This window comes from Streptomyces sp. DH24, from assembly GCF_029813775.1.
In the GTDB taxonomy this organism is placed as follows: Bacteria; Actinomycetota; Actinomycetes; order Streptomycetales; family Streptomycetaceae; genus Streptomyces.
This window is the reverse complement of sequence record NZ_JARVKW010000056.1, coordinates 19,028-44,213: the sequence shown is the minus strand read 5'-3', so window position 1 is coordinate 44,213 and position 25,186 is coordinate 19,028. Positions and strand designations below refer to the sequence as shown.

Genomic DNA, 25,186 nt, shown 5'->3' with positions numbered 1-25,186 from the left:
CGTGGCCCCCACCCCCGGGCACACGCGGCACCATTCAGTACCAAACCAGCGCCCCAAGTTCAGCGACCCGCCAACCCACCCACCCCTACCAGGCACAACCCAGCACTGAAAACCAGAAACCGACCACTGAAAAACCGAAGCCGAACATCAGCTGGTGTCATCGACGCCGGCAGGTACGGGAAGGCGCCGTAGTCGGCGAAGGGGAAGCGGACGTACTCGGCGTGGCTGCCGCGCAGGCCGCCCATGGCATGGGAGTAGCCGAAGATGCCGACGGTCTCATACTCGAGGAGGACCTGACCGATGCCGGGTTGATGTTGCTGTTATTGCACAGGACCACAGGTCGTTGGCGCAGTACCAGCAGTGCCCGCAGCCGATGAACGAGCAGACGACGACCCGGTCGTTGGCCATGAACCGGTCCACGAACACCAGCCGATGTCGGGCACCTGCACCTGCTGCACGCTTCGGACCCGTCATGAGTTTCGTGGCGATGTCCCTCGACCACGGTCTGTCACGGGCCGGTCAGCTCCTCAACCAGACACGCCAGATGGGTCCCGGGAGATGTCCGTGAACACCTGATGGTGAGAACCGTCCGGCTGGCCACGATCGCACAACAGATCAGGCCCCACCAGCAAGCGCACCTCCCCGCCATCACGCACCAGCTCGTAGAGGCCTGCCGGGAAACAGCCTGTGATTTCGCGAACTGGCCTCGCGGGGCCAGCGCGTCGCCCGCCGCATGTTGTTCTCCGGCAGGCCCTGAGCCGATGAATGACGACGCCTTGACCTCATTGACACGCGTTGATGAGCGACGCAAACTCAGTCAGGTACACGTCAAACGAGAGGGCTGGTCGATGCACAGACGCACTTCGAGCCCTCTCCCCTTCTGGTCTCGGTCCCCGCTCGTTCTCGCACCATTGGCTGTCGGCGAGACGGAAGTGGCCACTACCGAAGGAACCGCCCACGCCGATGGCTGCTGTACCTGGTCGCTGCGCCGACGGCATGGCCGGCCCCGCGGTAGGGAAGACGCACCGGCTTCAAGACGACGACTGCCCTCCGGTTCACTTCACCCACGGCGGGCTGAGCACTCGCGACACCATCCAGGCGCGCCCCTTCTACGCCTTACTAGAGGCTTGTTCGACTATCCCTGCAGCAACGTCGGCGCAAGCGCCGCGTCGGGTCGCCGTCTGTGCGATGACACAGCCAACCCAGGCGTTCCTACTCGCTCTGCCATCTCGCCCAGCAAGCCCGGATCCAACGGTCTCTTCTTCTGCCTCGGATATCCCCGGCACGGCGACCTCCCGCGTCGAACACCGGAGCACCTCCGCCTGGTCCGCCTCCAGATCCGTACCGTACGGGCCGCTCCGCTCCGGACCTCGCTGTCTGCTCTCCCCGCATGACCCTTTTCCTGCGCGAAAGGAAATACGCCCATGTTCTCCGCACTGTCCCGAAGAATTACCGTGACCGCCCTTGCCGTCACCGGTCTGCTCACCACCGGTCTGCTCGCCACCGCGCCTTCGGCGCCGGCCACCACCAAGGGCTCAGGCACGATTCCCGTAGCTGCCGCCCAGCCGGCATCCACCGGTGTCACCGCGAAGATGTCAGACGTCGTCGCCGACCGTCTCGGAACCAGCCGCAAGGCACTGATAGACGCCGTCTCCACGGACGTCCTCTCCCGGTCCCACGACGCCAAGGGACTCGCCCCGAAGACCGCCATCGCCAAGTTCGCCGACGAGGGCCGGAAGGTGGTCGTCGACGTACGCACCGTCTCGCGCGACTGGGCCCGTGGCGTCGCTTACGTCGAGGCGTCGCGCAAGCAACACGGCGAGCCGGAGGGATGGCTCTACATCGCCCACCGTAAGGACGGGCAATGGGTCTCGGGCCTCGAAGGCGACGACGAGTTCGCCGAACACGTGGCCCGGTCCCCGCTGGTCGGCAAGGCGGAACGGCGGACCATGACGGCGTACGCCGAACACGAGGCGACGCCTGAGGCAGAGGCGTCGCCGACCGGGGCCCTGGCCAACACCAACGGGCTGCTGCTGCCCTGGATGCCCGACTACTACATGACCCTGACCGGTGGCCCGCACGCCCACGACGGCGCGACCGGCTACTGGAGCGCCCTCGACTTCGCTGGTGGTAACGCCAGCGGGAAAGTCCGTTCGTCCCGTGAAGGCACCGCGACCTCAATGTGCGGCGCCGGCGGCGGCTGGACCCGGGTGATCCACCCCGGTGGCTTCTCCACGGACTACTACCACATGTCCAACGCGACCTACTACAACGGGACGGCGATCTCCAGCAGTGCCCTGCTCGGCAACATCGGCACCGACACCTGCGCCGGCGGTTCCGCGAGCGGCGCCCACGTGCACTGGAGTCTACGCACGTACGACGCCAACTACGTCGGCCAGTACACCTGGCTGAACGGCCGCACCATCGGCGGCTGGACGTGGTGGAACGGCTCCAGCCAGTACTCCGGCTGCGGCACCCGTTCCGGCTACACCGCCTGCCCCGGTACGGCGATCTACAACCGCACCAGCTGACCAACGCCCAGACCTCCGCTGCCGGGCCCGCCCGGGTCTCGGTCGACTCCACGGTCGTGCGAGCTCACCAGCACGCGGCCGGGGCCCGCAAAAAGGGTCCCGGCCGGTGAATCCCGGCAGGGGCACGCCATCGGCCGGTCCCACGGCGGACTGACCACGAAGATCCACCTCGCTGCCGATGCCGACTGCCTGCCACTGCCGTTCGTTGCCTCCCTGCCTCGGGCATCGCCTCAGCGTCGGACTTCGAGATCCGGATGGATCAGTGGGTCGCTCGTGTCTTCGGGGTCCGCGGCGGCTTTCAGTGAGTGCTCGTCCGTCTCGGTTCAGCTGGCAGGCTGCTGTTCGGCTCGGGCCCGGGTAGTGGCGAAGCGGTAGGAGTCGGTGCCGGTTTCGGTTCGTGAGCCAGACCGAGCTGGAATCCGTGGGCTATGAGAAAGAAGCCGCTGCAGGTGATTCCCGCCCGGGTGTGGGGACGCGCTGCCGACGGAGATCAAGGACGGCACCTACGTGAAGGCCTCGGAGGCGACGACGGTATGGCTGATCACCGGCGGGGACCGGACGGCGGCAGCCTCCACCCAGCCGGCGTGGACCATCCCGACGCGCGTGCTGGACGCCATCCCGCTCGGATGACGACGCGGTGAACGGTTCCGGGCCGCCACCGGGCGGCGCGGAACCCTTCGAGGCCGATCCGGCCTTGCTCGGGGCAGAACTGCTGCGGCCGTCGTTCGGGGAACGCGGTTGCCTGCCGCTCGGTGATGCCCACCCGGACGGTCAAGTTCAGCAAGTTGAGGTTGAAGCGATGTGGTTCACACGGATGCGGACCACTTGGAGAGAGGGTGTGGGTGGGGAAGGTCGCTGGGTGGCAGGGGTTAGGAACGCCTGCGGTATGCGCGCCAGCGTCGGCGTAGCCAGTCTCCGATTTCCCCTACCGTGACCAGCAGCGCTGCGGAGGCGGCGCAGCGCAGGAAGCCGGTGGGCTGACTAGTGGTGCGGCTGAGCAGCCAGAGGATGAGTGTGAGCGTGGTCCACCAGAGGCTGACTGATCTGATCTCGTGCGGCCAGAATCGTGGCCGCGTCATGACGCGGTGCTTACTGTGCAGTGCGAGGTGATGGCCGCGACCGCGCATCGGGTTGTGGCGACGATGTGTTCTGCGGTGGCGGCCGAGGTGATCGCCGGTGAAGCGCCGGCCAGGCGGGGGATCGCGAGAGGCGTGGCGGCGTACGGCGCGAGGATGGCCCGGCCACGCGGTGGCGTCGGGGCGCGCCGGGGGCGTGGAGGCTTCGGCGTGTGGTCGGTGACCATTGCCACCCTGGCCGGAATCAGGGTGAGGGAGAAGAAGGCCGGGCCGATCCAGTGCCAGGTCATGAGGGAAGTCCTGTAGGCGGTGAGGGGCGGGTCAGCTGAGACGGGTGGTGGCGATCACGACAAGTCCGGTGATGAGTGCGGCAATGCCGATAGCAAGGATGGGGAGGCCAGGCCCAGGCAGTACGTACATCGCTGCCCCTGCCACAGTCAATGCGGTCCCGACGGCGGCCAGGACGGCTCCGATGCGTCGTTCTGACATGCTGCTCCAGATGCTGCTGGCGGGTGGTCATGGGCGGGACGTGCGGTGGTAGATCATGCTGTCGGAGATCCCAGGACCCCGCTCAGGGCGCTTTGCCGCCTTGCCGATGACCAGTCGTGCGCTGGCTCACCGCGATCACGAGGATGCCGGTCACCATCAGCACGCTGCCGGTCAGGGTTCCCCACTGCCGGGTGTCGAGGTCGCTGGTCATCAGCCCGAAGACCGCCTGACAGCAGAGTGCGATGGCCATGACCAACTGCCCCCAGCCGTAGAGCTGCGGGCGGCGGATCGGTTTCCGGTTCGTGGGAAGCACCCATCCGCGGGTGACTGCCGCCATACCCGAAGCGGCAATGAGCAACGCCAGCAGAATGACGGGTACGCCGAGGTAGAGCCTCATTTTCCCTCCTTGCGGGCCGGGTCCATGCCGGACATCGCGTGATCATGACACCCCTTGGGGCGCCCGTCCATGAGCTTCCTCCTGGATGGGCGGACCATGGAGGGGAGGACCGGCAGAGGGGCATCCCGGCCAACGCCGCACGCCGCGGCGAGGAGCAGGGACCCGGGCTCGAGGTAGGTGCGTTCACGGTCTGGGCCCGTCAGACCGTGTGCAGTGGTGACCGGGCGTGCCGTCCGGTACTGCGTTGCTGTTGCCGTTTCAGGATCCATCGGACCAGCGGCAGCAGCGCCAGCCACACCACCAGCATGACCGGCACGCTCGTGAAGTCGCCCACGACCAGGGCCGGAAGCGCGCACAGGGCTGCTCCGGCCGCTTCCTTGCCCCGCGTCACGAGTGTGGCGGGCAGCTCCCGCACGGCGTGGCGCCGGGCCCGGGCCAGGGCCGTGCCTCCCGTGTACAGGCTGTACGCGCCGCCGCAGATCACTGCCAGGGCGAGCGCGCACACGAAGACCGGCTCGCCCTTCGGGGTATCGGCGGTCTCCTGGGAGACTTTGCCTTGCCGTACTTCGGTCGCGTAGTCCCGCCACAGGGTGACCGTCACGTTGTCACCGGGATGCAGGCGCTTGAGCAGCGGCTCCGAGGCGCCCATGTCGATGCTGCGGGGCACTTGCGTCGGACCGTTCAGGTGCAGCGTGTACTCCGATGACTTGTTCTCTTCTTTGATCACCGTGCGGGTCACGGTCGCGTCGAACGAGCGCAGGCAGTCGTGATGGGAAGTGGAGAGGGTGGTGCAGGAGGTCGCGGTTGCGAACGCCTTCTCGTCCTCGATCAGGCTCGGCACGATGGCCAGTCCCGCGGCACCGAGGAGGAGCATCATGACACCGAGCAGAGCCGCGCACAGCCCCCACACGCGACGCCAGATCGTACGCCGCCGGACGGTTCCCGGCTCGGGCGGCAGGCTCATGCGGTGGCGCACGAGCGGGTCACCGTGCGGCGGCATGACGGCGTTCTCTCACTCGCCCCACCAGAGTGAGCACGGCTACGGAGACGGTCGCTGCTGTCCCTGTGGCCAGCGCGTCCGCGACGTACCGGCCCAGCTCCGGACGCAGGACGTCGACGAGCCCGAACAGCACGGCAGCCCCCGCAAGACCGGCCGCGACCCCTGCCGGCCAGGAACGGTGTCGCGCCCAGAACCACTGCAGGAGCCCGGCGCCGATGAGGGGAGCAACGGACAGCTGCGGCTCGTCAAGGGCGGCGAGCACGCCGTATCCCAGGACGCTGACCGCCCAGCAGGCCGCGGCGACCAGCACAGCCTCACTCCAGGAGCCGGATCGTCTCACGCCCGCCGCCCGCCTTTCATCGTTCGGGCCCGGTGACGCTGCCACCCCCGGGCGACATGGGCCATCACGATCGAGCCGACCACGAGCGGCCCGGCCACCCAGCGGATCACATCTGCCGTCCAGCCCGACTCCCCGCCGGTCATCAAGGTGACCGTCTCGATGGTGAGGGCGATTCCCAGCAGGACAAAGCCGAGCCCCCAGGCCCGGACTACCCACACGGGCCCGTGGATGGGCTCCGGTGGCCGGCGAGGCTGGAAAACGGCCCGACATCCCAGCCAGACGCAGCCCAGTCCCGCGGCCACCACGAGCACGTCCATGGCCCTGTCGAGGCCTTGGGTCACGGTCCCGAGCATCCGCCTCTCCGTTCACCTGTCCACTTTCTGCAGGCCTCAGAGCGACAGGCCCTCCGGCTCGTCATGATGACTGCCCGGACATCGCCGTTCATCCACCGGGCACGGCAGACGACCTGCCCGGCTGCTTGCCGGAACCCGGCAATGTCGGTTCCGACGGCCCTGGCCCCGCGCCCCTCGAACAGCCTCGGTCCTCCAGTTGGGCAGTTGGGCAGTTGGGCAGTTGGGCAGTTGGGCAGTTGGGCAGTTGGGCAGTTGGGCAGTTGGGCAGTTGGGCGAGTATCCGGGATCTCGCTGTTCGCGGACGTCCGCGAACAGCTTCGGTGTCGGAAGGATGGCGGCTGCCAGGTGGTGGCCCGGCCGAAGGCCGGTTGCACCTTCTGCGACGCGCCCGTGCCCGCACACGCTCTGAGCCACCGGATGGGCCGGCGGCCCCTCCCGAACCGGTTGAGCCGGGAGAACCTAGCTCCCGGACGTTCCCTGCCTGACCGACGCGGCGTGGTCAACGGGGGCGCTCCCCCACGGCTGTTGCGTGGGAGCGTCGTCGTCTCCGGCAGCGCCGCCTCAGCGGCCGGGCGGTTCGGGGTAGCGCTGGCGGCGCTCCGCCAGCCCCAGCTCCGCCAGCTTCCTCATCGCCCCGCGGGCGTAGGGCCGGGCGCGGCATCCTGCGCCGTGATCACCTGGGCCATCTGCCGCATCGTAACTATTCGCACGCGCAGTTCGACCAGGCCCCGACCGAACGTGTGGCAAAGGCCCGTTCGGCAACCATGTTTGGTGTGCAGCCGCAGCCACGGTCAGACATGCAAGGGCAAGGAGGACCTGCTGCGCCTGGACTGCGACGGCGTGGGCGTTGGCGTGGCCTGCGGCTGGGGGGACTCAGGCGCCGATGAGAATCAGTACGGCGAGCAGCAGTTGGGCAGCCCACTGAACGACGACGACGCCGAGCCTGGCGGGCTTCCACTGGGCGCGGGGCCATGTCAGCGCGACGATGCCGCAGCCGAGGGCGACGTAGAAGACGGCCCACAGGACGTCACCGGGCACGGGCGAGCAGCCCTCGCCGTACGTCAGGCACCGGCTGCCGCGCTCGCCGGCGAGTACGAGGAACCACGCGACGAAGACAATGGGGAGCAGCAGGGCGAGCCCGGCCGCGGCGCAGCCGGTCAGTGCCTGGGACGACGAGTCGGGCTCGGCGGCGCGGGTGTCGGTGGCAGGTACGGCGGTGGTGTCCATGCTGTCTATGAGAGCGGGCCACCGGCGGCCGGCGTATCGGCCCGGCTACTCAACTCCCCTGAGTACGGTCGCCCAGGGCGCGCTCCGCGATGGATTCTGCGCGCGGTAAAGCCGCCTTTTTCTCCGTCGTCGTACGGTGGCGCGGCTTCCCGTCGGCCCGATGCGCGATGACGCGCTGGAGGCGCTGAACGCGGATCGGCCTCCACAAGGAGGTTCCTCTGAGGGCCGATCCGCTCTCCGCGCCGTACACGCTGACGGCTCCCGTCCTGCGAAGGGAGGGGAGCCGTCCAGGTGTGTCCGGAGGCGTTAGGCCTTCAGCGGGTCATGCGTGACGGTGCGAATGCCGGTTACCGGCGACGAGGCGGTAGAGGGCGAGCAGGATGACGGAGCCGACGATCGCGGCGATCCAGGTGGAGAGGTCGAAGAACCCGTCGATGGAGTCGACACCGAAGATGACCTTGCCGAGCCAGCCGCCGAGCAGACCACCGACGATGCCGATGAGCATGGTGATGATGATGCCGCCGGGGTCCTTGCCCGGCATCAGTGCCTTGGCGATGGCGCCGGCGAGCAGGCCGATGATGATCCACGCGATGATGCCCATGATGCGTCTCCGCTTCGTCATATAAACGTTGTGTCAGCTCATCGTCTGCACCAAAATCGTCCGAACAAACGTCTTCTCCATGAACCCGGTCGTGCCGGCTCGTGATCTGTAGTGAGGGATCCAGGCCAGCCGCGCCGGCCGGACTGGCCGCCGTCAGGCCCGTCAGGCGTCCTCTCGGATCTCAACCCACTCGACCGCGGCCCCACCCTCCTCGTCGGCCGTCACAAGTTCGACTGGCAAAACGGCGACCAGCTTGTCCGGCACGTACTGTGGAAGTGTGTCGGCGGCATCGGCGGTGACCGACTCGGTGAGGCGCCGGACCGCGTCCTCGGGGGTGCTGGAGCTCTCTGCGGTGAGACCGAGCGCCGGGCAATGGGAGGTGTAGAAGGAGGCGGGAGTTCTCTTTCCGTCCCCGCCCGCGCCCTGACGCGTCAGCGTCCGGGCCCATGCCGCCGGTGCTGTGGCCCCAGTGGTCGATGCCGACGAACGCCAGCGTCGCCGAACACGGCCCGCAGCGGGCCGTGTTCGGCGACCAGGCGGGTGCGGTAGGCGGTCCAGGCCCGCACCGGGCAGATCTCGGGATCGTCGGCGTAGCGGATGTTGGCGTTGCGCACGCTGTGCTTGGTTTTGCCGGTGAGCACGGCACCGACCATGCCGCGCGGGTGCAGACGGCTCACCCCGCCGCCTCGACCGGCCAGAACTGCACCACGTACTGCTCCACCCCGTCGGGCACACCGTCCCTGCTCGCAGCGGCGGCTTCCTGACGCCCCGTACAGAGGATCCGGGTGTTCCAGGTCGCCGGAGCGGACGGCAGCGCGATGTCCTCCAGGCCGGGCCCGGCCATCGACCACAGCCGCAGTCTTCCGGACCGGCACTCGATCCGCGACACCGCCGTTTTGTCCCAGGAGCCCTCAGGCAGCGGCGGCTCGTGCTCCCAGACCTCCGCAGTGACCGCAACGTGCTGTGTTTGTCCCGCTGTCGTCAGATCGATTCGCCCGGGCCGTTGCGTACCGAAGTCTCCGGCTCTGAAGGCCTCCGGGAACATCGCAGGCAGCCACGCGTCATCGGCATCCTGGAGACACAGCCCGTAGTAGTCGGCCAGAACCCTGACACGCTGTACGCTTAACGGCTCCATGCCGACGATATTATGGAGACGGCAGGAGGTCCGAGCCAGCGCGTTCCTCAGCGTCCGGGTGCTCTCCTTCACCACCGCCTCACCCGGCCGAGGCCGCCCCTCCCGTACCGGCCGGCCAATCGCGCAAGGCGCCCATGAGTTGGGTGTGGACGGTCTGAACACCCAGAACTCTGGACGTTCTTGGAATCACTGCACTGCGGTGAGTTCCTTTCCGGCACCGTCACAGCGATCGAGCGGTTCGGCGTATTCGTAGCGCTGCAGCGGGGCCAGACACCGGCGTCGGCTCAGTCCCGCAGCCGGCGCCGGGCCGTCACACCGGAGGAGCCCACACGCTCTGCGGGAACGTCACGCCAGGGAACACCGGGCCGCACCGCCATCCTGCTCGGCCTGAAATTGCAGGCCGAACTCGAAAGCGCCCAGGCCACCGACAGCGGCCACCCTCCCGGCAAAGAGCCCTACGTCGAGCCCTTCGACACCCGCAATCTCTGACAAGAGGGCTGGCCGAGGGCTCCGGTTAACTGATCGCTTCAGAACGAGTCGAGCTGTGGTCTTGCGCTCGGCGATCCTGGTCGGCAGGGTGTCCGGGGTGCGTGTTGATCTTGTTCCTGGCGACCTGGAGAGCTCGGCTGTTGCCCCTGCCCCCGAGCGGCGCCGTCGCCATCCGGGACGGTTGCGTGTTCCCGACCGAACGGCGTTTGCTGGCGGGCTGGGGATTTACACCCAGGCCAGGAAGATGATCACGGCCGGTGTGCACGTACAGGCGGGGGACTCATCGCGATCGGTGCGGTGGCGGGCCATGGCTCACCCCTTCTGATCGGTGCCGCCGCACCAGGAGCGAATGCGGAGGGGTGCGGCGGTCACTCGTTCACATGGCGCCAGGGGGCTGCTGCCGGGCCTCGTCGGTGACCTGCTGGCCGGACTGCCGGGCCTGCTCCGTGACCTGTCCGGCCCGGTCGGTCGTCTCCTCCTTGGTGGTGCGAGCAGCGTCCGCGGCGGTGTCCTTGACCTCCTGGGCGGCCTGCTTGGCCGTCTCGGTGGCGTCCTCCTTCACGTGCTGCGCAGATTCCATGGCCGCCTGCTTGACGGGCTCGATCGCCTCGCCGGCCTTCTCGGAGAGCTGGGAGGCCGCCTGCTCCTCGGCCTGCGAGGTGGGCAGGAGCGAGGAGGCCAGCAGCCCGGCACCGAAGGCGATCAGCCCGGCCGCCAGCGGATTGCCCTGCGTCTGTCGGACCGCCTGCTCCGGCGCGCTGCTGACCGCTTCGCCGACCTGGCCCGCGGTCTGGCGCATCGTGTCCGCGGCCTGCCCGGCGCTGTCCTGGACGGAAGCTGCGGCCTGCTGAGTGCGCCCCTTGGCTTCCTTTGTGGTTGCGGAAGCGGTGCCCATGACGCGCTCGCGCACGCCGGAGACCGCGCCACGGACCCGGTCCGTGCGGCGGCGCACGATCCGTCCCGGGCTGGTGCGGTCGGCCAGCCGGTCGGCGTTCTGCGACAGGCGCTCGCGGGTCGCCTCGATCTCGGTTCTCACTTGCTCGGGTGACGTGCCCATTGCGCGTCCTCCTTCAGCGTCTCCACGGTCTGCTGCGGCTTCGGGGACACCTCCCGCATCCGGGAGCGGCCCATCACGAACAGCACTGCCGCGATCCCCGCCCACACCGCGGTGACGATCAGGGCAGCCCATCCGGTGTCCATCACATTGGCCAGGCCGAACATCGCCGCGAGCGAGGCGAACAGCGCGACCATGTAGCCGCCGAACCCGGCTCCGCCGTACATTCCGGCGGCCTTGCCCGCCTTGCCGGCCTCCTCCCGGATCTCGGCCTTGGCCAGCTCCACCTCTTGCCGGAAAAGCGTCTGGATGTCCGAGGTCATCTCCGACAACAGCTGTCCGACCGAAGAGTCCTGTCCGCGTGGCTCCGGTGCCATCGATGACATGTCACACCTCCGGGTAGGCCCGTGGTTGCCCCTGTACGGCCCCTTGCGGGTAGGGCTGCGGCTCCGGTTCTACCGTCCTCTCGGGCTCCTCCGGGTAACCGCGGAACTCCCGCTGTACGGCCCCCTCGGGCACCCCTGGCGACCCATCGCCCTGGACCGGAGTCCGATCCTGCTGCGGCCCCTGTCCGGACTGCGCCTTGCTGCCGGCCTTGGCCATCCTGCCGACCGCGAACCCCGCCAGCGCCGCCCCCGCCAGGAACGCCCCCGGCCGACGTCGCGCGAATTCCTTCAGGTCCTCGGTCATGCCTTCCACACCGTGCCGGTCCAGGTAGTCCGCCGCCCGGTGGCCACCATCCGCAGCCTTGGACACCAGGCCCCGGGCCGGGGAGTCGTCGGGCGCGTTGCGCGCCAACTCCGCCAGATCGTCCGCCCACTGGTGCACCGTCCCGGCCGCCCGCCGCGTCTGGCCCTCCACCTCTTCAGCCACACGGCCCCGAAGGTCACCCACGGCGCTTCCGGCCTGGCGACGCGCCTCCCCAGCTACCGTCTTGGCCTGCTCCAGCGCGGTGCCCGCCACCTCGCCGGCGGCTTCCCTGGCCTGGCCCGCTGTGGCCGATGCCTGGTCCTTCGCGGTCTGTCCGGCCGCCTGGACACGGCCGGCCCCGCCATCGGCGGACTCAGCACTCATAACCCTCACCCTCTCTCCGGGCGCGGACAGCCTCCGGGCTTCGATGACCATGCGAGGGAATCGCTGCACACGCTCGCCATGGTCGTTGTCTCTCGGCTCGGTGGGGGCCTTACCACACCCGTTTGCTTATGTACCGATTAGGGCATTTTGCGAGTATCCGGGCCATGACATGCAAAACAACTATCCTGATCGGGTTCGTTGTCTGGTCGACGGGCGGTCAGGCCAGAAGCAGAGTGACGCGTCGTGGCCTGCGGCCTTAGCAGCTCTCCTCAGCCGGTGGTCGACCGAATTTTGTCGCTGACGCAGCTTGCCCGCATTGCTGGCACTCGTCTGGTCGACCAAGACGCCACCGCGCACCCCAGCCTCCGCAAGGTCTGGGTCGACGCGGGTACCGCCGGCACCTCGTCGAGCACGCCGCCACTGTCCGCATCGGCATGGAGATCATCCAACCGGATGAAAGCGTGAGCGTAGGGGCCTGCACGTGATCGACACCGGCGACATCGACGTCTTCCTCGGCCTGGACGTCAGCAAGGGCGAACACCACGCCACCGCCGTCACCCCGGCCGGGAAGAAGGCGTACGACAAGCGGCTGGCCACCACCGATCCCGCGCTCCGAGAGCTGCTCGCCAAGCGGCCGCGATGATCGCCGCGAGTGGCCACCTCGCTCGCTGCCGTGCCTGACCAGCGGAAACTACTGGCCGGCGGATCGAGGAACTACTGAAGGCCCACCCTCTCTCGAAGGTCCTGACGTCCATGCCGGGAAAAGAAGATCGCCCAAGGCAAGCAACACACCCAAGCCCTGCACTGCCTCGCCAGGCGCCGAGCCGACGTCCTCTTTGCCATGCTCCGCGACGGAACCGTTTACGAACCCCAGTCGGCCTCCGATGCCTGCGGCGAGGGTGCGGAGGCTGGGCAGGTCGTCCCGCCGGACGGCGTCGAGCCAGTCCGGCAGCCGCTCGCCCTGGCGCTCGGTGAGCATTGTCGCGAAGGAGCGGACATGGCGGGTGAGCTAATTCAGTTCGGGACAGTGGGCCCGGACGGATCAAGGCCGGAAGGAGCACCCCGGACCGGACATGCTGGGCCAAGCCGAGGCCTTCGTGGCCGGCCTCCCGTACGTCACCAGGAAGCCGCACACCGGCGAGGCTGCTCCTCCGGCGCAGCCACCATGGCAGCGCGGCCCGCGTTCGGTGAGGCTGGGAGGTGTGCTCGGCGTTCTTGCCGGCCTGACCCGTTCCCTACTGAAGGAGCACTGTCTCTACCGCCCGCCGTGCCGGCGTCCAGCAACCAGCCTGGCGGTGACGGCTCTGGGCAAGCGGCGGGGGCCCGGGCCAGGCGGAGTGGATCGTCGGCCGTGCGGCGGGCGAGGCAATCGATGGGAACGCCGCGCCCTCGTCTTCATGGCCTTGATCGCCCAACCCGGTGAGCCCCAGCGGTCGAAGCACTTAGATGACGGTGACTCTGGGATAGCGGTGGATCAGCTCTGCCGCTCGGTGCCTGACGTCGAAACCGACGGTCATGGCCAACTGCCCGCGGGTTTCGTGCAGGCTCCAGTCGCCGTCGTCATCGCGATAGAACGCGTACGCAGCCCGAAACTGTTCGGGGGTGCCGATCACAACGTCGGCCAGATACTCCGTCCTGCGCTGCTCGACGGTCGGGTCGGTGGCCAGCCTGACCACAGTGGTGCCGGTGAGTTCAGCCACTGCGGTGAACATCTCAAACCACGGGAATGTTCCGGTCTCGGAGGCTGTCATTATGTGCACGCCACCGCCGTGTGCGGGCCGGCGGGAGGCCGTCCGTGACTTGGTCGCGTAGAGCATGGCGACCGGCAGCGCCGCCGCCAGCTTGTCCCGGCCCTCCAGCCGCATGATCATGGCGCTGTTCCCGGTGCTGCACGCCAGCGTGGCCGTCAGTAGATCGTCGCCGACCTCGATCCCCAGCTTTCTCTTGAGCATTTCGGCAGTCAGGGCGATCATCTCCAACCGCACCTTCCTGGCGAAATCCGTGTCGCTCAGCAACTGCGCCTGCTCGGTGTAGGTAATTCTCGCCGCGCCGAGCCGCACCTGCTGTGCGTTGATCAGTTTCGGCAGCGGGTTGTCCGACATTCGCCTGCGCAGATCCAGCGACGTGGTCACCCCGACAGTGAGCCATTCTTTTGCGTCCACCACTTCCCGCATATCCGGGGACAGCGGTGAGACGTGCCAACTGTGGGCGATGGACGCCTCGTCGGTAATCTGCGCCGAAATCCGGTCCCCGTCAACGACGACCGACAGCGACGGCTGCGCAGTCACCCCGTCGAACAGGTCCGTGCCCATGCCGTAGGCAGCGAACCGGTCCAACGTAGCCAGGCGCCAGCGCCCGTTGTCCCTGCGCAGCATCGCGAGCTCGTAATACGGGTTGACCAGGAACACCAGCGTGCTGCCCGTCGGAAGCAGGATGAGCCCCGCCCGCCACGTGACGTGCGGGAAGGCGGTGAACTCGGATTCGTCGCTGGTCGGTAACTCGAGCCATCGTGGTGAGCGGCAGCCGCGGTGATGCAGCGATGCGTCAGCCGTGTCGGCTGCCACCTGCACGGTCAGCGCCGGCCTCTCCCACCGCCCAAACCGTCGACCGCACGTCTGACAGTCCACCGCCCAGAGGTTGGCGCGGAGTTCGGCCAGAAGTTCAGGGCCGAGCCTTGTCTCTGTGGTCGAGTCGGTCAGCAGCTTGGATACCGTCATTCGGTGACGACCCCCGTCTCCCAGCGCGCGTCATCCGCAATTCGACTGTCAGTGAACCATCGCACGGGGCCAGCGGGAACCCTCCCGTTCAGGGGTCCCAGTCCACGACCCCAGGGTGCTGTGCGCACCCGCACATGCTCGGACATCACCCCACCCAGGCGGTCGGAGTGAACATCACCGCCCATCCAACGGCTCCAACTCCGTACCCGGCGACCCTATGCGGTCACAGCACTAGCGTCCCTCCAGGTCCGCAGCAGCACGCTCTGCTGCCCCGTCGCAGGTCTGCGTCGCCTCGCCGTCGACTGCCCAGCCGTGGACACGCCGTCACTTTGCGGGCCGGATGCGAAGGACGGCGGCCTGATCAGCAGTGTCAATTCCGACCACCTCCAGGCTCATCTTGTTGACAACTGCCTTCTCGCCGACGCTGCAGGTCAGGCCCACGGATCCGGAGTCGCCTGCCCCTGGCCCCGTGATAGCAGCACTACATCCGCCATCACTGGCGAACTCCGACTGAATCAGCGGTGCGAACATGGCAACTGTCCCGTCCTGAATCGCCGTCACCTGGAGCGGACCGAGGCCAAGGCGTGCCGGCAGCGGCACCCTGGCCGACGGGCTCACTCGGATCTCGCAGGTGCCGTCCGCGCATGCCCGGACGTCCTTACCGTCCGTCGCCACGGGCATGGACGGGGTTGGCGAGGCAGCAGGCGCTGTGGAAGTGGCGGAGGCACTGGAGGGAACTGATGTCGGCGTGGCTGTGCTCTTGGGGACCGGCTCGTTCGACGAGCATGACAAGAGCACAGCAGCCCCCGCCACGGACAGCAGGATGCGGGCAAGCGAGCCAAGGCTGAGAACCAATCGCAGGCGGGTCACCAGTCGACGTCCCTTCGTCTTGTGGCCGGCCGACGCTTGCGGCCATGAGGGTGAACCTACGGGCGCGAGGCGAGCTGGCGAAAGACCACCGTGCTCGCGGCCACCGCGGTCGTCCGGACAGAGTCTGGGGAGCTGGAGTTGGGCGCCTGGATCGGAAGTCGGCGCAGCAGGGCCGCGACGCCCTCTCCCCGGAGCAGCTGTCCGCGATCGGCATGCGTTGGCGTAGCAGCTACGGACGAGATGCGGGGCCGGGCAGGGTAATCCTGTCCGGCCCGTCGTCATTGGGTTAGCCGTCGGCAGGGCCAATCTTCAGCAGCGGCACCCACAGCGAGGATCTCCCCGAAGCAGACCGGTTGGCCGTACGAGCGGCGGTGCGCGGCGTTGCAGTCGCTGTTCTGGGACCACCGTCTGGAGGCACCTCTGACGCTGTGCCCGTCGACGACCGACCCGGCCGTGGCGCGAGGGTGGCTGGAGTGGACGGCGGCCGGGCTGGTGGGGCTGTGCTTCAAGCGGTTGGACGAGCCGTACCGGCCGAGGAACTGCTGGTGGAGATACGCAACCTGCGCACACACGCGGACATCGGTGATGCCCGGTCACCAGGAGCCGAGCGGTCGGCCCGACCCGACCCTGACATACGTCAGGACCCCCTGCGTGCGTTCCGTCCTACGGTGATCAGGACCGAGCGCGGCGCAGCTGAGCGTAGCGATCGCACGAAGGGCGGCGGGCCGGCCGTTCGGCGTCCGCGCACACGGTCCGGGATGGCCGGGCCGGAAGGACACCGCCGGGAAGGGGTTGGAGGACATGATTCCGCTGGGCAGGCGGATCGCAGCCGGACTGGCGGCACTTGCGCTGCCCCTCGTGGTTGCCGGGTGCGGGAGCATGGGCGAAGGCGAGGGCGCGCAGCGGGAGACCACCGCGTCGGACCGGAGCGACACAGCACTTTTGCGGCGGGCGCAGGAGCAACTGATCGCCGATTGCATGCGTGGCCACGGTTTCTGGTACGCCACCGCGCCCGAGCGGACGCGGAGCGCCGCCTCCCCGTCCCCGCGGCCGAGCGCCGAACAGCGCCGCTTCCCGTACGGCATCGACGACATCGCGTGGGCGCGCACGCACGGGTTCGGTGACAACAACGCCCGGGACCACGAAGCCCTGCGCACGGCGAACCCGAACGTGCGGTATGTGAGCACGTTGCCTTCCCAGCGCCGGCAGCAGTATCAGCAGGCCCTGGGGGGCAGTGGCCGGGACGGAATCGTCACGGTGGAACTGTCCAGCGGTCACAGGATCATGGGCAACCGCGACGGCTGCATGTCCCAGGCGCAGCAGGAGCTCTACGGAGACTTCGACACGTGGTTCAAGGCCGACACGATGGTCAACAACCTTGCGTCCGAGAGCGGTCCGCGCATACTCGCCGACCCGGCATACCGGAAAGCGCTGAGTGCCTGGTCCGCATGCATGACCAGGGCGGGCCATCCGGCCGGCAGCCCCGGTGCGCTGCGGGAAGGTTTCGTTGCCCGTGCCAAGCGGCTCAGCGACGCCGACAGGGACGCCCTCGAACGCGACCTCGCCGTTACGGAGGCGCGTTGCGTCGACCGCACCGGGCTGGTGAGCGCGGCGCGGCGCCTGGAGAAGCACTACGCACACGAGCAGCGCCGCATACGGCGGGAAGAGATCGACACACGACAACGGATGAGGCAGTCCGCGCTGCCCCGTGCCGAGCGGATCCTGTCGGATTCGACACAGACCAAATGACGCGTTCGTTTCCCACGGAAAAAAGGAGAAGAACCCATGCGCAGGACTGTCATAGCCCTGTCCGCTGCCGCCCTGGCGGTGTTCGCCGGCGTTGCTCTGCCGAGCACCGCCTCGGCGGACGACAGCTGCCCGTCAGGGCACTTCTGCGTCACGACCGACGCCTACTACAACGGCTACAAGAGGGCATGGTCCGGCGACGACAGCTGGTGGGAGTCGGACGTTTTCGCCAAGGACTCGTCCTGGATCAACGCCGGTATCACCGGCCCGGGGATTCCCAGCTACGTGAGGGTCTACCCGCAGTACTTCCAGGGCGGTAACCACACCATCTGCCTCGCCCCCAACCAGAAGGTCGCCTACAGCAGCAGCGCCAACGACTGGGGCGCCTCGCATGAGTGGGACTTCGGCTGCTGACGTCGTTCCCCGAACGACGGTGTTGCGGTGCGTGCATGCGAGCACGTACCGCAGCACTGTTCATGACGTCGTTTCTATTGTCACGCCGGTTGTTGGACTGTCCGCGGCGGATCCGGTCGAACGGCTCCTCGTGTCCGGCGAGTTGGGCCTGAGCCGGTCCAGTTGTACGTCGAAGCAGATCAGGCTCATCGAGTCCGCCAGATCTGCCGCAAAGGCTGGTGCTTCCTCTGCCATGCTCCAGTGCATGGCGAAGTAGATGAGGTGAAGCAGAGGAGCGGGCCGCTGGCCTCATTGATCAGAGGCCGGTCGACCACGGAGAGGTGTCCTCGTCGTCCTCGGTGCCTGGTTCCGGGTGTGGTGCGGTGGGCCGCAGCGGCTGCGGCCCACCGCTCAGCTCGTGGTCAGGCGAGGCGGTTGCGGAATACCTGGTTGAGGTAGTCGCCGACGGGTGAGAGGACGAGGTACTGGTCGTTGGCGCTGGGGACGCCGGCGGGGGTGATGGCGAGAGAGGTGTCGTTGTAGGGGCGCAGGGTGAAGCCGCGCTGGACTCCTGTGTCGGTGTTGTACAGGTGCCACCATTGCTGCTTGTTGGAGGCTGAACAGGTCTTGGTGGAGATGACCTTGCGGTTCTCCACGCTGGCCGGCTGCAGACAGACGTTGTTGCCGCCGGCGTTTTTGACGAGGAACGTGGTGCTGCTGCCGCTCACGGCCTCGTAGGTCCACTTTTCGGTGTCGTGGATGACACCGTTGTGGTCTTCCCAGATGTCCACGTACGTCGTCGGTCCCTGGGCGAAGCCGTTGGGGGTGATGTGCTCGCCGGTCTGCACGTGGTCGATGAAGACGGCTGCTTCGGGGACGGGAACGGCCGGGGCGGCGACGGCTGCCGTGGGAGCCATGGCGGCCAGAGTACCGAGCATGACGGTGCCGAAGAGGCGGAGAGCGGTTGCTTGGGACATGGAGTCTGCTCCTGTGTTCGAAAGGGATGGCGGTGCAGCCGGACGGCAGGTCCGGTTCTGCGGGCGCCTGCGCCTCGAAGTGGTGGGTGCGGCCGCCCGTGCCCGCCGTGGGGCAGTCGAGGGCTGCCCGAAGGGCAGGCCGAAGTGCGTGACAGGGGCGGCGCGCTTGCCGGGCGGGCTCTTGCCGCGGCAGAGGTCTTTGTGCCCTCTTGGCGGCTGGAGGGTGGGGGTGGGATGGTGAGGGCGGGCGTCGTGGCCAGTTCCGATGGTCACGACGCCCGCCCGGTCCATGCCGTCAGCGGGGCGGCGTCACTGGCGTCAGCCGATGGCGAACGTGCCGCTGGCTCCCGCGTTCTTCACGCCGCCCATGGGGGCGCCGACCGTGCACTCACCGATCCCCTGGAAGAGGCTGACCTGCAGGTCGGCGTTGAAGCCCTCGCCGGCGAACATGCCCTGGCGGATGTGACCGCTGATGTGCCCGGTGTTGAGGACGGTGTGGTCCCACTTCATGTCCACCTTGCTGGTGGTCTTGCTACCGTCATCGAGGGTCCACTCGATGGTGCCGGAGCCGCTGCCGCCACTGGATGGGGTGGCGACGCAGCTGAACAGGAAGTTGTAGAAGGACGCGGACAGCTTCGCGCTGCGGATACCCACACCGCTGTTGTCGGTGCATGATCCCTCGCCGTTCAGCGTGGCCTGCTGCGGGAGAGGGATGATCTGCACACCCGGCTGGAAGTTGAGCTGCCCCGCGGTGCTGCACGAGACGGCGACATTGGGTGCGGCCTGCGCACCCGGCGCACCACTGAGGCCGAGTCCGGCGGCAAGGCCGGCGGCGGCCAGGCCCATCGTTGCCCTGCGGGCGGTGCGGGAGAAGCTGAGTGACTGCACGGTGTTGCTCCTTTCGGGAGTGATCGGCCGGCGGACACGCTGAGGGAGCTGCGGGGAGGGGGACCAGAGACTCCGCTGTGCCGCTGACGCCGATCGCGGTGCACCCACCGTGCGGAGTAACCAACCGTAAACGCAATACTACTTTTAGTGAATGCGCGGTCGGGTCCCTCGAACGGGTGGCCCCTGCCCGCCAACTCCCTTGCGAAACAGCGCATTTGCCCGCACCGGAGCGCTGCCGCCGCCCCGGCGCCTGCCCGCGAGCCGGGCGCGACCGAGAGTGCGGCCGTACCCCGCCGACGCCCTGGGCGCCGCCCTTCGGGGCGGGACGGGACCCAACGCCCCCTGCCCCCGCTCACATCATCACAACACGTAACCAACACGGATGACCCTCCGGATAAGGAGCAGGCGGGCAGGGCACCGTCCCGGGTGACCAACTCACTGCCGGGCTCCGCCTGTTACGCACCGTGAGGGGGCGTGCGCCGGTCGTCGGCCCGTGACCACCCCGAAGGGGACCTTTCATGAGAACCCGCCCTCTTGCGGTCACCCGTGCCCGCACCCACCTCCGAACACGGCTGGCCCGCCGGCTCTCAGGCGCCGTGGCCGCCACCCTCGTAGCTCTCGCCGCGGCCTCCACCGCTGCCGTGGCACCGGCCGCCGCAGCACCGGCACCAGCACCAGCACCAGCACCAGCACCAGCACCAGCACCAGCACCAGCAGGAGAACCGACACCGGTCCCGCCCGGCATCGACAACTTCCCCCAGGCGTTCCTGAACTCCCTCAGCCGGCCCGACGCCGACCCGCCCGGCGCCAACGACTGGGACTGCAAGCCCACCGCCCGCCACCCGCGTCCGGTCGTGCTCATCCACGGAACGTTCGAGAACGCCTTCAACAACTGGAACGAGCTCTCCCCCAAGCTCCGCAACGAAGGCTACTGCGTCTTCGCGGTCAACCAGGGAGCGCCCCGCGGAGCGGTCATCAAGGGCCGCAACCACATTCCCCACTCCGCAGCCGAGGTCGCACGCTTCGTCGACCAGGTCCTCAAAGCCACCGGCGCGAAGAAGGTCGACCTGGTGGGGCACTCACAGGGCGGCGGCGTACTGCCGCGCTGGTACCTGAAGTTCAACGGCGGAGCCGCCAAGGTCCACCATCTGGTGGGCATCTCCCCCTCCAACCACGGCACCACCATGGTGGGACTGGCCACCCTGGCCAAGACCATCGGCCTGCTCGGCTGGGTCGGAGAACTCGGCGGCCAGGCGCTGCCGGACCAGGTCGTCGGATCAGACGTCCACAGGAGGCTCGACCAGGGCGGTGACACGATGCCCGGCGTCACCTACACCACCATCGTCACCCGCTACGACGAGGTCGTCACCCCGTACACCAACCAGTACCTCACCGCGGGACCAGGGGCGAAGGTGAGAAACATCCTGCTGCAGAACGTCTGCCGCCTGGACCTGACCGACCACATCGGCAGTTCCTACGACCCCATCGTCCACCAGCTCGTCCTCAACGCCCTGGACCCCGCCAGAACGGCACACCCCGGCTGCTACCCGGTACCCCCCGTCATCAGCTGACACTCCCCCGACCGCCCCGGCTGAGGCCTCCTCCCTCACCGCCCCAGCCGGGGCCCCGGCCCTGCCGACACCTGACACCACACCACTCGAAAGCCGCCGCCGGCCCCGGCGAAGCGGTGCCGGCCACCACCACACCCGCCCGGCCACGCACGAACCGGACCGGCCCCGCGCCACCTGCCACCGGCACACCCGGGCCGGTCCGAACACCCAGGTGACAGCGGCCACTTGATCAGCCGCACCTCCCGCACCCGGCGAGAAGGGACCATCATGCACGGCCCGCCCCCGACACCGCGCGACCTCACCGGCTACCTGGCCGCCCTTGCCCTGGCATTACTGTTCCCGCCCCAGCCCTCACCCCCGTCCGCGCCCGCCGGCCGTCCCTACATCCCGCGGCAGCGCCGATGAGCACCCGTCATCACTCTGCTCTGCACCTTGCCGCCTGCGCCGTCGTGGCGGCCGCGCTGACCGCCCAGGCACCCCCCACCGCTTCCGCAGCCGAAGGCCCCTCCCCCGCGACCGCTCCGGCCGCCCTCACCCATGGCCAATCATCACTGGAGGCACAGACGCTGGAGCTCATCAATCAGCACCGCCGCACCGCCGGATGCCAACCGCTCAGGCCTCTGCCCGCCCTCCAGTCCGCGGCCTCCCGCCACAGCGACTTCATGGCCCGCGCGCATGCCCTGGTGCACAGCACCACACCACCCCCGTCCGGCCACGACGGACACCGCCGCCCGCCACGCGCCTGGGCCGAGAACATCGCCACCGGCCACCCCACGGCCGCCACAGTCGTCACAGCCTGGATGAACAGCCCCGGCCACCGCCGCAACATACTCAACTGCGCCTACACGCACACCGGACTCGGCCTCACCGCGTACCAGGGCCGGACATGGTGGACACACCTCCTCGCCACCGCACCGTAGGCGGTTCCGCAGCTGCGGGAAGAGCATCGGGCAGCCGCCGTCACCGGCCGCAGGCGACGCCCGTCAGCCGATGCCCTGCCCCGAAGGAGCGTGCGGCTCGCATCCCGCAGCACGGCGGCGCCCGCAGCCTCGTACAGGGTCAGGCCAACCCTCAGCGCCGAGAGGCATCACATCTGCGCGGCCTCGGCCAAGTCAAGGAACGCCAGACTAGGATGAGTGGCATGTCGCCTGATGTCTCCCCGTCCTCCGTGTGGCCGGTCCTGCACTACGACGACACGAGAGCGGCGCTGCGCTTTCTGGTCGACGTGCTGGGCTTCACCGAGGTGGTCGCCGCGCCGGACGACCATGGCGGCATCGGGCACGCAGAGCTGCGCTGGCCCGGCGGTGGTGCGTTGGTGTTCGGTTCGACCCGGCACACGGACAGCGTGCACGGGCGGATGCGGGCCGGAACCAGTGCGGTCTACGTGGTGAGCGACGACGTGGACGCGGTGCACCGGCGGGTGGTCGACGCTGGTGGCGAAGTTCTCGAACCGCCGCACGAGACCCGGTTCGGGTCGGGTGCCGCGGCGTACGTGTGCACGGTGCGCGATCCGGAGGGCAACTTGTGGACCTTCGGCACCTACCGCGGCCCTTCGCCGGCGTAGGGCTCGGAGCCGGCAAGCGAGGAGACTCTTACGCTGAACCAAGCCGACATCGTGGTCGGCACGCCCGAGCAGTTCCGCGCGACGCATGAACCCCGACCGCACGCCGCAGCGAGGTGGTCGGTGGTGGGACCGCCGGCAGGTGATCGACGGGCTCACCGTGATCCCCATCCCGGTGGACCAGCACAGTCACCGCTACGTCGGACAGCCGAGGCGGCGAGTCACCGGCCTGCGACCGCGTGACCTACAAGCAGCGCAACACTGATGAGCGGTGCATCAACCGCCTGAAGGTGCGACACGAAGTCGCGCGGGCAGGGCGCGGACTCACGTGATGGAGCGTGAGTGCACGCTGACGGCATAGCCACAGCCTTGGTAGTAGGGCTCGCCGCTCCAGGTGGCGTAGCGCTGACGCAGGGTCAGTCCGGCCTGGGTGCACCAGTGGTCGAAGTCCGTGAGGGTCACCGTTGGTTCGGGCAGGGGCAGGTGTGCCGCGTCCAGGCCCATGCCCGTGACCAGCAGTCCGCCAGGGCGCAGCACGGCGGCCAACTGCCGTACGACGGCTGATTCGGTGCCGGGGGCCAGCAGGGGAATGACGTTCCCAGCGGCGACCGCCAGGTCGAAGCCCGGATGCAGACCAAGGGCATCCAGATGGGCCAGGTCGCCGAGGAGCCACTCCTGTGTGGGGGCGTCGCGGCGGGCGACGGCGAGCATCGAGGGGTCAACGTCCACGCCGGTGCAGGAGTGGCCCAGTTCGGTGAGCCGGATCGCGATCCGGCCGGTGCCGCAGCCGGCGTCGAGTACCCGGGCGGCGGGCTTCAGCAGCGCGGCACAGAAGGTCGCCTCACCGTGGATGTCATGGCCCGATTCGGCGAGCCGCGCGAAACGCTGGGCATATTCCTCTCCGGCTTTTCCACCTGTCAGTTCCGCCCAACGGTCGCGTTCTCCAGTCATGTTCAGCGTGCCTTCCGTCAACAATCGCGGGTATATGCCTCACGGCCTGCTACGAAACTACACAGAGCGAGGCTCGAAGTGCACCGGCCGTGTGGGGTAGCCGTCGAGGGTGGTCAGCGAAGGGTCGTCCTGTGCGGCGCTTCGACGGACGAGGTACAGCCGACGCAGGGCCGGCGTGACGCCGACATGCTCGGCGGAGGCGGCGGAGGGCATGGGTTCTCCAAGGGCCAGTCCCGCGCGGCGTCCGCCGTTTCCTACCCGAGCGTGAGCATCGCCTCGCTGACCTCGCCGACCGTCGCATCGGGGATCGCGGTGGCAGCCTCTTTGAGGACGAGCAGCCGTGCTCCGGGGATCTCGCGTGCGAGCGCCTCGCCGTTGCCGACGGGGAAGAACCGGTCCCGGCGGCCGTGGACGACGAGCGTGGGGACCTTGATCTCGGGCAGGCGCTCGCGCCAGCGGGGTGTGCAGTCGAGCCTGGAGAACACCATGCCCATCTGGTTGGCCATCTGGACCGGGGGTGCGGTGCCGGGCGTGCGGTCCCAGATGCGCGCAGCGACGGCGCGCGCGGCGACGGGGTCGTCACCGCGGATTTCCGCACCGGTGGCGGCGAACTCCGCGACCGCCTCGCGGTCGGACCAGTCGGGCATCGGACGCGCGAACAGCCGCCCCATGGTCGCCCGGTCGTGGTCAGGGAGGTCATCGTCGGGCTTGCCGGGGGCCACCGCGCGGGTGCCGACCAGGGTGAGCGCCGAGAACGCGCCCGGATGGTCGAGCGCGGCCACCTGGGCGACCATCCCGCCGACGCCGATCCCCGCGAGGTGCGCAGGCCCTCCGCCGAGCCTGTCGGCGAGGGCAGCCGCGTCGGCGGCGAGGTCGCGCAGGGTGTAGGCCGGCGCCTGCGGATTCGCCGTCGTCGATTCCCCGCTGTCGCGAAGGTCGTAGCGCACCACACGGCGCCCGCCGGCGGCGAGGCGCTCGCACAGCGCGTCGGGCCAGGAGAGCATTGTCGTCCCGCCCGCGAGCAGGACGAGTGGCGCGTCGTCGTCGCCGAACTGCTCGATGCCCAAGGTGATGTCGTTGACGTCGGCAGTGGTCATCGGATCACCGCGAGACGTCGTAGGTCAGGTGCGTCGCGGTCGATGTCGAGATCACGCTCCGCTGCACCAGCGTGCGCGGCGCTCCGCCGGTGAACAGTGGTGTCCCGGCGCCCAGCACGACGGGCGCGAGGTGCAGCGTCAGCGCTTCGACCAGCCCGGCGTCGAGCGCCGAGCCGATCGTGGCGCCGCCGCCCATGAGGATGACGTCGAGGTCCCTGCCGCTGTCCGACGACGCCGCCTCGGCCCGCTCGCGCGCGGCGGTGACGGCGTCGGGCAGACCGGTGGTGACGAACGTCCAGTCGAGGTTGCTTGTCCGCACCGACTCCGGCGGGGAGCTCGTCACCACGACGAACGCGGGCTTGCCGACCTCGCCGGCGCCGTAGCCGGACGTGTCGTCCCAGCCTTGCGGCCCGTCGACCACGTCGAAGAGGTGGCGGCCGAGGACGACGGCGCCCGAGCACGCGGTCGCCTCGCGCAGGACCTGCCGGTCGTCGGGGTCGTCGGAAAACGCCCACGTGTGCAGGGCCTCGCCGCCGGTGCCCAGACCGTTGTCCGGGCCGGGGCCGGGCCCGGTGACGAAGCCGTCGAGAGAGACCGAGATGTCAGCGATGATGCGAGTCATACAGGGCAGACCCGATCCGCCGGCCAA

The 25,186-nt window shown here is 68.8% G+C and carries 27 protein-coding genes and 4 pseudogenes; 11 read left to right on the top strand and 20 right to left on the bottom strand.

Annotation, left to right across the window (positions count from 1 at the left end; genetic code table 11):
* The 4 genes and pseudogenes from QC282_RS29660 to QC282_RS29645 all read left to right on the top strand — a co-directional run.
* Nucleotides 1-377, top strand: a 377-nt coding sequence (locus QC282_RS29660; protein ID WP_279552668.1) for a hypothetical protein, incomplete at its 5' end; no start/stop codon positions are given.
* A 1,047-nt stretch (nucleotides 378-1,424) separates the two neighbouring features.
* Entirely contained in the window at nucleotides 1,425-2,531 is a 1,107-nt protein-coding gene (locus QC282_RS29655) for a M23 family metallopeptidase (RefSeq protein WP_279552667.1), read from the top strand.
* A 35-nt stretch (nucleotides 2,532-2,566) separates the two neighbouring features.
* A pseudogene (locus QC282_RS29650) lies at nucleotides 2,567-2,729 on the top strand (IS5/IS1182 family transposase); the annotation flags it as partial.
* Nucleotides 2,730-3,038: 309 nt separating this feature from the next.
* The gene (locus QC282_RS29645) at nucleotides 3,039-3,161 is read left to right on the top strand and encodes a hypothetical protein (RefSeq protein ID WP_279552666.1); all 123 of its coding nucleotides are present in this window, start codon (nucleotides 3,039-3,041) and stop codon (nucleotides 3,159-3,161) included.
* A gap of 445 nt (nucleotides 3,162-3,606) precedes the next feature.
* Here the strand turns inward: QC282_RS29645 and QC282_RS29640 are convergent, their stop codons facing one another.
* The 9 genes from QC282_RS29640 to QC282_RS29600 all read right to left on the bottom strand — a co-directional run bounded on the left by QC282_RS29640 (nucleotide 3,607) and on the right by QC282_RS29600 (nucleotide 9,149).
* On the bottom strand, nucleotides 3,607-3,897 hold the full coding sequence (locus QC282_RS29640) for a hypothetical protein (RefSeq protein WP_279552665.1): 291 nt from the start codon (nucleotides 3,895-3,897) through the stop codon (nucleotides 3,607-3,609).
* 281 nt (nucleotides 3,898-4,178) lie between these two features.
* Nucleotides 4,179-4,493 carry a hypothetical protein gene (locus QC282_RS29635; protein WP_279552664.1) on the bottom strand — a complete coding sequence of 105 codons (315 nt, stop codon included), beginning with the start codon at nucleotides 4,491-4,493 and terminating at the stop codon, nucleotides 4,179-4,181.
* Nucleotides 4,494-4,692: 199 nt separating this feature from the next.
* A complete protein-coding gene (locus QC282_RS29630; RefSeq protein ID WP_279552663.1) occupies nucleotides 4,693-5,469 on the bottom strand; it encodes a hypothetical protein in 777 nt (258 codons plus the stop codon).
* Nucleotides 5,470-5,476: 7 nt separating this feature from the next.
* Nucleotides 5,477-5,833: a hypothetical protein gene (locus tag QC282_RS29625; protein WP_279552662.1), complete on the bottom strand. Its 357-nt coding sequence runs from the start codon at nucleotides 5,831-5,833 to the stop codon at nucleotides 5,477-5,479.
* Nucleotides 5,830-6,174 carry a hypothetical protein gene (locus QC282_RS29620; RefSeq protein WP_279552661.1) on the bottom strand — a complete coding sequence of 115 codons (345 nt, stop codon included), beginning with the start codon at nucleotides 6,172-6,174 and terminating at the stop codon, nucleotides 5,830-5,832. The genes QC282_RS29625 and QC282_RS29620 overlap by 4 nt, the downstream gene beginning before the upstream one ends.
* Nucleotides 6,175-7,059: 885 nt before the next feature.
* Nucleotides 7,060-7,413 carry a hypothetical protein gene (locus QC282_RS29615; RefSeq protein ID WP_279552660.1) on the bottom strand — a complete coding sequence of 118 codons (354 nt, stop codon included), beginning with the start codon at nucleotides 7,411-7,413 and terminating at the stop codon, nucleotides 7,060-7,062.
* Between the two features lie 322 nt (nucleotides 7,414-7,735).
* Nucleotides 7,736-8,014, bottom strand: a complete 279-nt coding sequence (locus QC282_RS29610) for a GlsB/YeaQ/YmgE family stress response membrane protein (protein ID WP_252556322.1) — start codon at nucleotides 8,012-8,014, stop codon at nucleotides 7,736-7,738.
* Nucleotides 8,015-8,445: 431 nt separating this feature from the next.
* Nucleotides 8,446-8,691, bottom strand: coding sequence for a hypothetical protein (locus QC282_RS29605; protein ID WP_279552659.1), 246 nt, complete (start codon nucleotides 8,689-8,691; stop codon nucleotides 8,446-8,448).
* On the bottom strand, nucleotides 8,688-9,149 hold the full coding sequence (locus QC282_RS29600; protein ID WP_279552658.1) for a hypothetical protein: 462 nt from the start codon (nucleotides 9,147-9,149) through the stop codon (nucleotides 8,688-8,690). The genes QC282_RS29605 and QC282_RS29600 overlap by 4 nt, the downstream gene beginning before the upstream one ends.
* 150 nt (nucleotides 9,150-9,299) lie before the next feature.
* Here QC282_RS29600 and QC282_RS29595 point away from each other — a divergent pair.
* A pseudogene (locus tag QC282_RS29595) lies at nucleotides 9,300-9,407 on the top strand (RNA-binding protein); the annotation flags it as partial.
* A gap of 29 nt (nucleotides 9,408-9,436) precedes the next feature.
* Here the strand turns inward: QC282_RS29595 and QC282_RS29590 are convergent.
* The 4 genes and pseudogenes from QC282_RS29590 to QC282_RS29575 all read right to left on the bottom strand — a co-directional run.
* Nucleotides 9,437-9,582, bottom strand: a pseudogene (locus tag QC282_RS29590) (IS5/IS1182 family transposase); the annotation flags it as partial.
* A 432-nt stretch (nucleotides 9,583-10,014) separates the two neighbouring features.
* Complete coding sequence (locus tag QC282_RS29585) at nucleotides 10,015-10,695, bottom strand: DUF3618 domain-containing protein (protein WP_279552657.1); 681 nt, start codon at nucleotides 10,693-10,695, stop codon at nucleotides 10,015-10,017.
* Nucleotides 10,671-11,069, bottom strand: coding sequence for a phage holin family protein (locus tag QC282_RS29580; RefSeq protein WP_279552656.1), 399 nt, complete (start codon nucleotides 11,067-11,069; stop codon nucleotides 10,671-10,673). The genes QC282_RS29585 and QC282_RS29580 overlap by 25 nt, the downstream gene beginning before the upstream one ends.
* Nucleotides 11,070-11,079: 10 nt before the next feature.
* The gene (locus QC282_RS29575) at nucleotides 11,080-11,766 is read right to left on the bottom strand and encodes a hypothetical protein (protein WP_279552655.1); all 687 of its coding nucleotides are present in this window, start codon (nucleotides 11,764-11,766) and stop codon (nucleotides 11,080-11,082) included.
* A 499-nt stretch (nucleotides 11,767-12,265) separates the two neighbouring features.
* On the opposite strand from QC282_RS29575, the pseudogene QC282_RS29570 reads away from it, so the two are divergent.
* A pseudogene (locus QC282_RS29570) lies at nucleotides 12,266-12,391 on the top strand (transposase); the annotation flags it as partial.
* Nucleotides 12,392-13,208: 817 nt separating this feature from the next.
* On the opposite strand, the gene QC282_RS29565 reads toward QC282_RS29570, so the two are convergent.
* Nucleotides 13,209-14,483, bottom strand: a complete 1,275-nt coding sequence (locus tag QC282_RS29565; RefSeq protein WP_279552654.1) for a hypothetical protein — start codon at nucleotides 14,481-14,483, stop codon at nucleotides 13,209-13,211.
* 324 nt (nucleotides 14,484-14,807) lie between these two features.
* Nucleotides 14,808-15,353: a hypothetical protein gene (locus QC282_RS29560; protein WP_279552653.1), complete on the bottom strand. Its 546-nt coding sequence runs from the start codon at nucleotides 15,351-15,353 to the stop codon at nucleotides 14,808-14,810.
* Nucleotides 15,354-16,154: 801 nt separating this feature from the next.
* Between QC282_RS29560 and QC282_RS29555 the strand changes: the two genes are divergently transcribed.
* Complete coding sequence (locus QC282_RS29555) at nucleotides 16,155-17,102, top strand: hypothetical protein (RefSeq protein WP_279552652.1); 948 nt, start codon at nucleotides 16,155-16,157, stop codon at nucleotides 17,100-17,102.
* A gap of 36 nt (nucleotides 17,103-17,138) precedes the next feature.
* Nucleotides 17,139-17,513 carry a peptidase inhibitor family I36 protein gene (locus tag QC282_RS29550; protein ID WP_279552651.1) on the top strand — a complete coding sequence of 125 codons (375 nt, stop codon included), beginning with the start codon at nucleotides 17,139-17,141 and terminating at the stop codon, nucleotides 17,511-17,513.
* 401 nt (nucleotides 17,514-17,914) lie between these two features.
* Here QC282_RS29550 and QC282_RS29545 read toward each other — a convergent pair whose 3' ends face one another.
* The gene (locus tag QC282_RS29545; protein WP_279552650.1) at nucleotides 17,915-18,469 is read right to left on the bottom strand and encodes a hypothetical protein; all 555 of its coding nucleotides are present in this window, start codon (nucleotides 18,467-18,469) and stop codon (nucleotides 17,915-17,917) included.
* 318 nt (nucleotides 18,470-18,787) lie between these two features.
* Nucleotides 18,788-19,357, bottom strand: coding sequence for a hypothetical protein (locus QC282_RS29540; RefSeq protein WP_279552649.1), 570 nt, complete (start codon nucleotides 19,355-19,357; stop codon nucleotides 18,788-18,790).
* 518 nt (nucleotides 19,358-19,875) lie between these two features.
* Here QC282_RS29540 and QC282_RS29535 point away from each other — a divergent pair.
* From QC282_RS29535 to QC282_RS29525, 3 genes are all read left to right on the top strand, one after another.
* Complete coding sequence (locus tag QC282_RS29535) at nucleotides 19,876-20,928, top strand: triacylglycerol lipase (protein ID WP_279552648.1); 1,053 nt, start codon at nucleotides 19,876-19,878, stop codon at nucleotides 20,926-20,928.
* 401 nt (nucleotides 20,929-21,329) lie between these two features.
* Nucleotides 21,330-21,848, top strand: coding sequence for a CAP domain-containing protein (locus QC282_RS29530; RefSeq protein ID WP_279552647.1), 519 nt, complete (start codon nucleotides 21,330-21,332; stop codon nucleotides 21,846-21,848).
* A gap of 221 nt (nucleotides 21,849-22,069) precedes the next feature.
* Nucleotides 22,070-22,492: a VOC family protein gene (locus QC282_RS29525; RefSeq protein ID WP_279552646.1), complete on the top strand. Its 423-nt coding sequence runs from the start codon at nucleotides 22,070-22,072 to the stop codon at nucleotides 22,490-22,492.
* 321 nt (nucleotides 22,493-22,813) lie between these two features.
* On the opposite strand, the gene QC282_RS29520 is transcribed toward QC282_RS29525, so the two are convergent.
* The 3 genes from QC282_RS29520 to QC282_RS29510 all read right to left on the bottom strand — a co-directional run bounded on the left by QC282_RS29520 (nucleotide 22,814) and on the right by QC282_RS29510 (nucleotide 25,159).
* A complete protein-coding gene (locus QC282_RS29520; protein ID WP_279552645.1) occupies nucleotides 22,814-23,440 on the bottom strand; it encodes a class I SAM-dependent methyltransferase in 627 nt (208 codons plus the stop codon).
* Nucleotides 23,441-23,694: 254 nt separating this feature from the next.
* Complete coding sequence (locus tag QC282_RS29515) at nucleotides 23,695-24,537, bottom strand: alpha/beta hydrolase (RefSeq protein WP_279552644.1); 843 nt, start codon at nucleotides 24,535-24,537, stop codon at nucleotides 23,695-23,697.
* Nucleotides 24,538-24,541: 4 nt separating this feature from the next.
* On the bottom strand, nucleotides 24,542-25,159 hold the full coding sequence (locus QC282_RS29510) for a dihydrofolate reductase family protein (protein ID WP_279552643.1): 618 nt from the start codon (nucleotides 25,157-25,159) through the stop codon (nucleotides 24,542-24,544).
* Nucleotides 25,160-25,186: the final 27 nt, after the last annotated feature.

Bases quoted from the DNA above. Each gene is read 5' to 3' on its own strand.
- QC282_RS29655 (WP_279552667.1), top strand. From the start codon at position 1,425: ATGTTCTCCGCACTGTCCCGAAGAATTACCGTGACCGCCCTTGCCGTC.
- QC282_RS29640 (WP_279552665.1), bottom strand. From the start codon at position 3,897: ATGACCTGGCACTGGATCGGCCCGGCCTTCTTCTCCCTCACCCTGATT.
- QC282_RS29635 (WP_279552664.1), bottom strand. From the start codon at position 4,493: ATGAGGCTCTACCTCGGCGTACCCGTCATTCTGCTGGCGTTGCTCATT.
- QC282_RS29615 (WP_279552660.1), bottom strand. From the start codon at position 7,413: ATGGACACCACCGCCGTACCTGCCACCGACACCCGCGCCGCCGAGCCC.
- QC282_RS29610 (WP_252556322.1), bottom strand. From the start codon at position 8,014: ATGGGCATCATCGCGTGGATCATCATCGGCCTGCTCGCCGGCGCCATC.
- QC282_RS29600 (WP_279552658.1), bottom strand. From the start codon at position 9,149: ATGGAGCCGTTAAGCGTACAGCGTGTCAGGGTTCTGGCCGACTACTAC.
- QC282_RS29585 (WP_279552657.1), bottom strand. From the start codon at position 10,695: ATGGGCACGTCACCCGAGCAAGTGAGAACCGAGATCGAGGCGACCCGC.
- QC282_RS29580 (WP_279552656.1), bottom strand. From the start codon at position 11,069: ATGGCACCGGAGCCACGCGGACAGGACTCTTCGGTCGGACAGCTGTTG.
- QC282_RS29575 (WP_279552655.1), bottom strand. From the start codon at position 11,766: ATGAGTGCTGAGTCCGCCGATGGCGGGGCCGGCCGTGTCCAGGCGGCC.
- QC282_RS29565 (WP_279552654.1), bottom strand. From the start codon at position 14,483: ATGACGGTATCCAAGCTGCTGACCGACTCGACCACAGAGACAAGGCTC.
- QC282_RS29555 (WP_279552652.1), top strand. From the start codon at position 16,155: ATGATTCCGCTGGGCAGGCGGATCGCAGCCGGACTGGCGGCACTTGCG.
- QC282_RS29550 (WP_279552651.1), top strand. From the start codon at position 17,139: ATGCGCAGGACTGTCATAGCCCTGTCCGCTGCCGCCCTGGCGGTGTTC.
- QC282_RS29545 (WP_279552650.1), bottom strand. From the start codon at position 18,469: ATGTCCCAAGCAACCGCTCTCCGCCTCTTCGGCACCGTCATGCTCGGT.
- QC282_RS29535 (WP_279552648.1), top strand. From the start codon at position 19,876: ATGAGAACCCGCCCTCTTGCGGTCACCCGTGCCCGCACCCACCTCCGA.
- QC282_RS29530 (WP_279552647.1), top strand. From the start codon at position 21,330: ATGAGCACCCGTCATCACTCTGCTCTGCACCTTGCCGCCTGCGCCGTC.
- QC282_RS29525 (WP_279552646.1), top strand. From the start codon at position 22,070: ATGTCGCCTGATGTCTCCCCGTCCTCCGTGTGGCCGGTCCTGCACTAC.
- QC282_RS29520 (WP_279552645.1), bottom strand. From the start codon at position 23,440: ATGACTGGAGAACGCGACCGTTGGGCGGAACTGACAGGTGGAAAAGCC.
- QC282_RS29515 (WP_279552644.1), bottom strand. From the start codon at position 24,537: ATGACCACTGCCGACGTCAACGACATCACCTTGGGCATCGAGCAGTTC.
- QC282_RS29510 (WP_279552643.1), bottom strand. From the start codon at position 25,159: ATGACTCGCATCATCGCTGACATCTCGGTCTCTCTCGACGGCTTCGTC.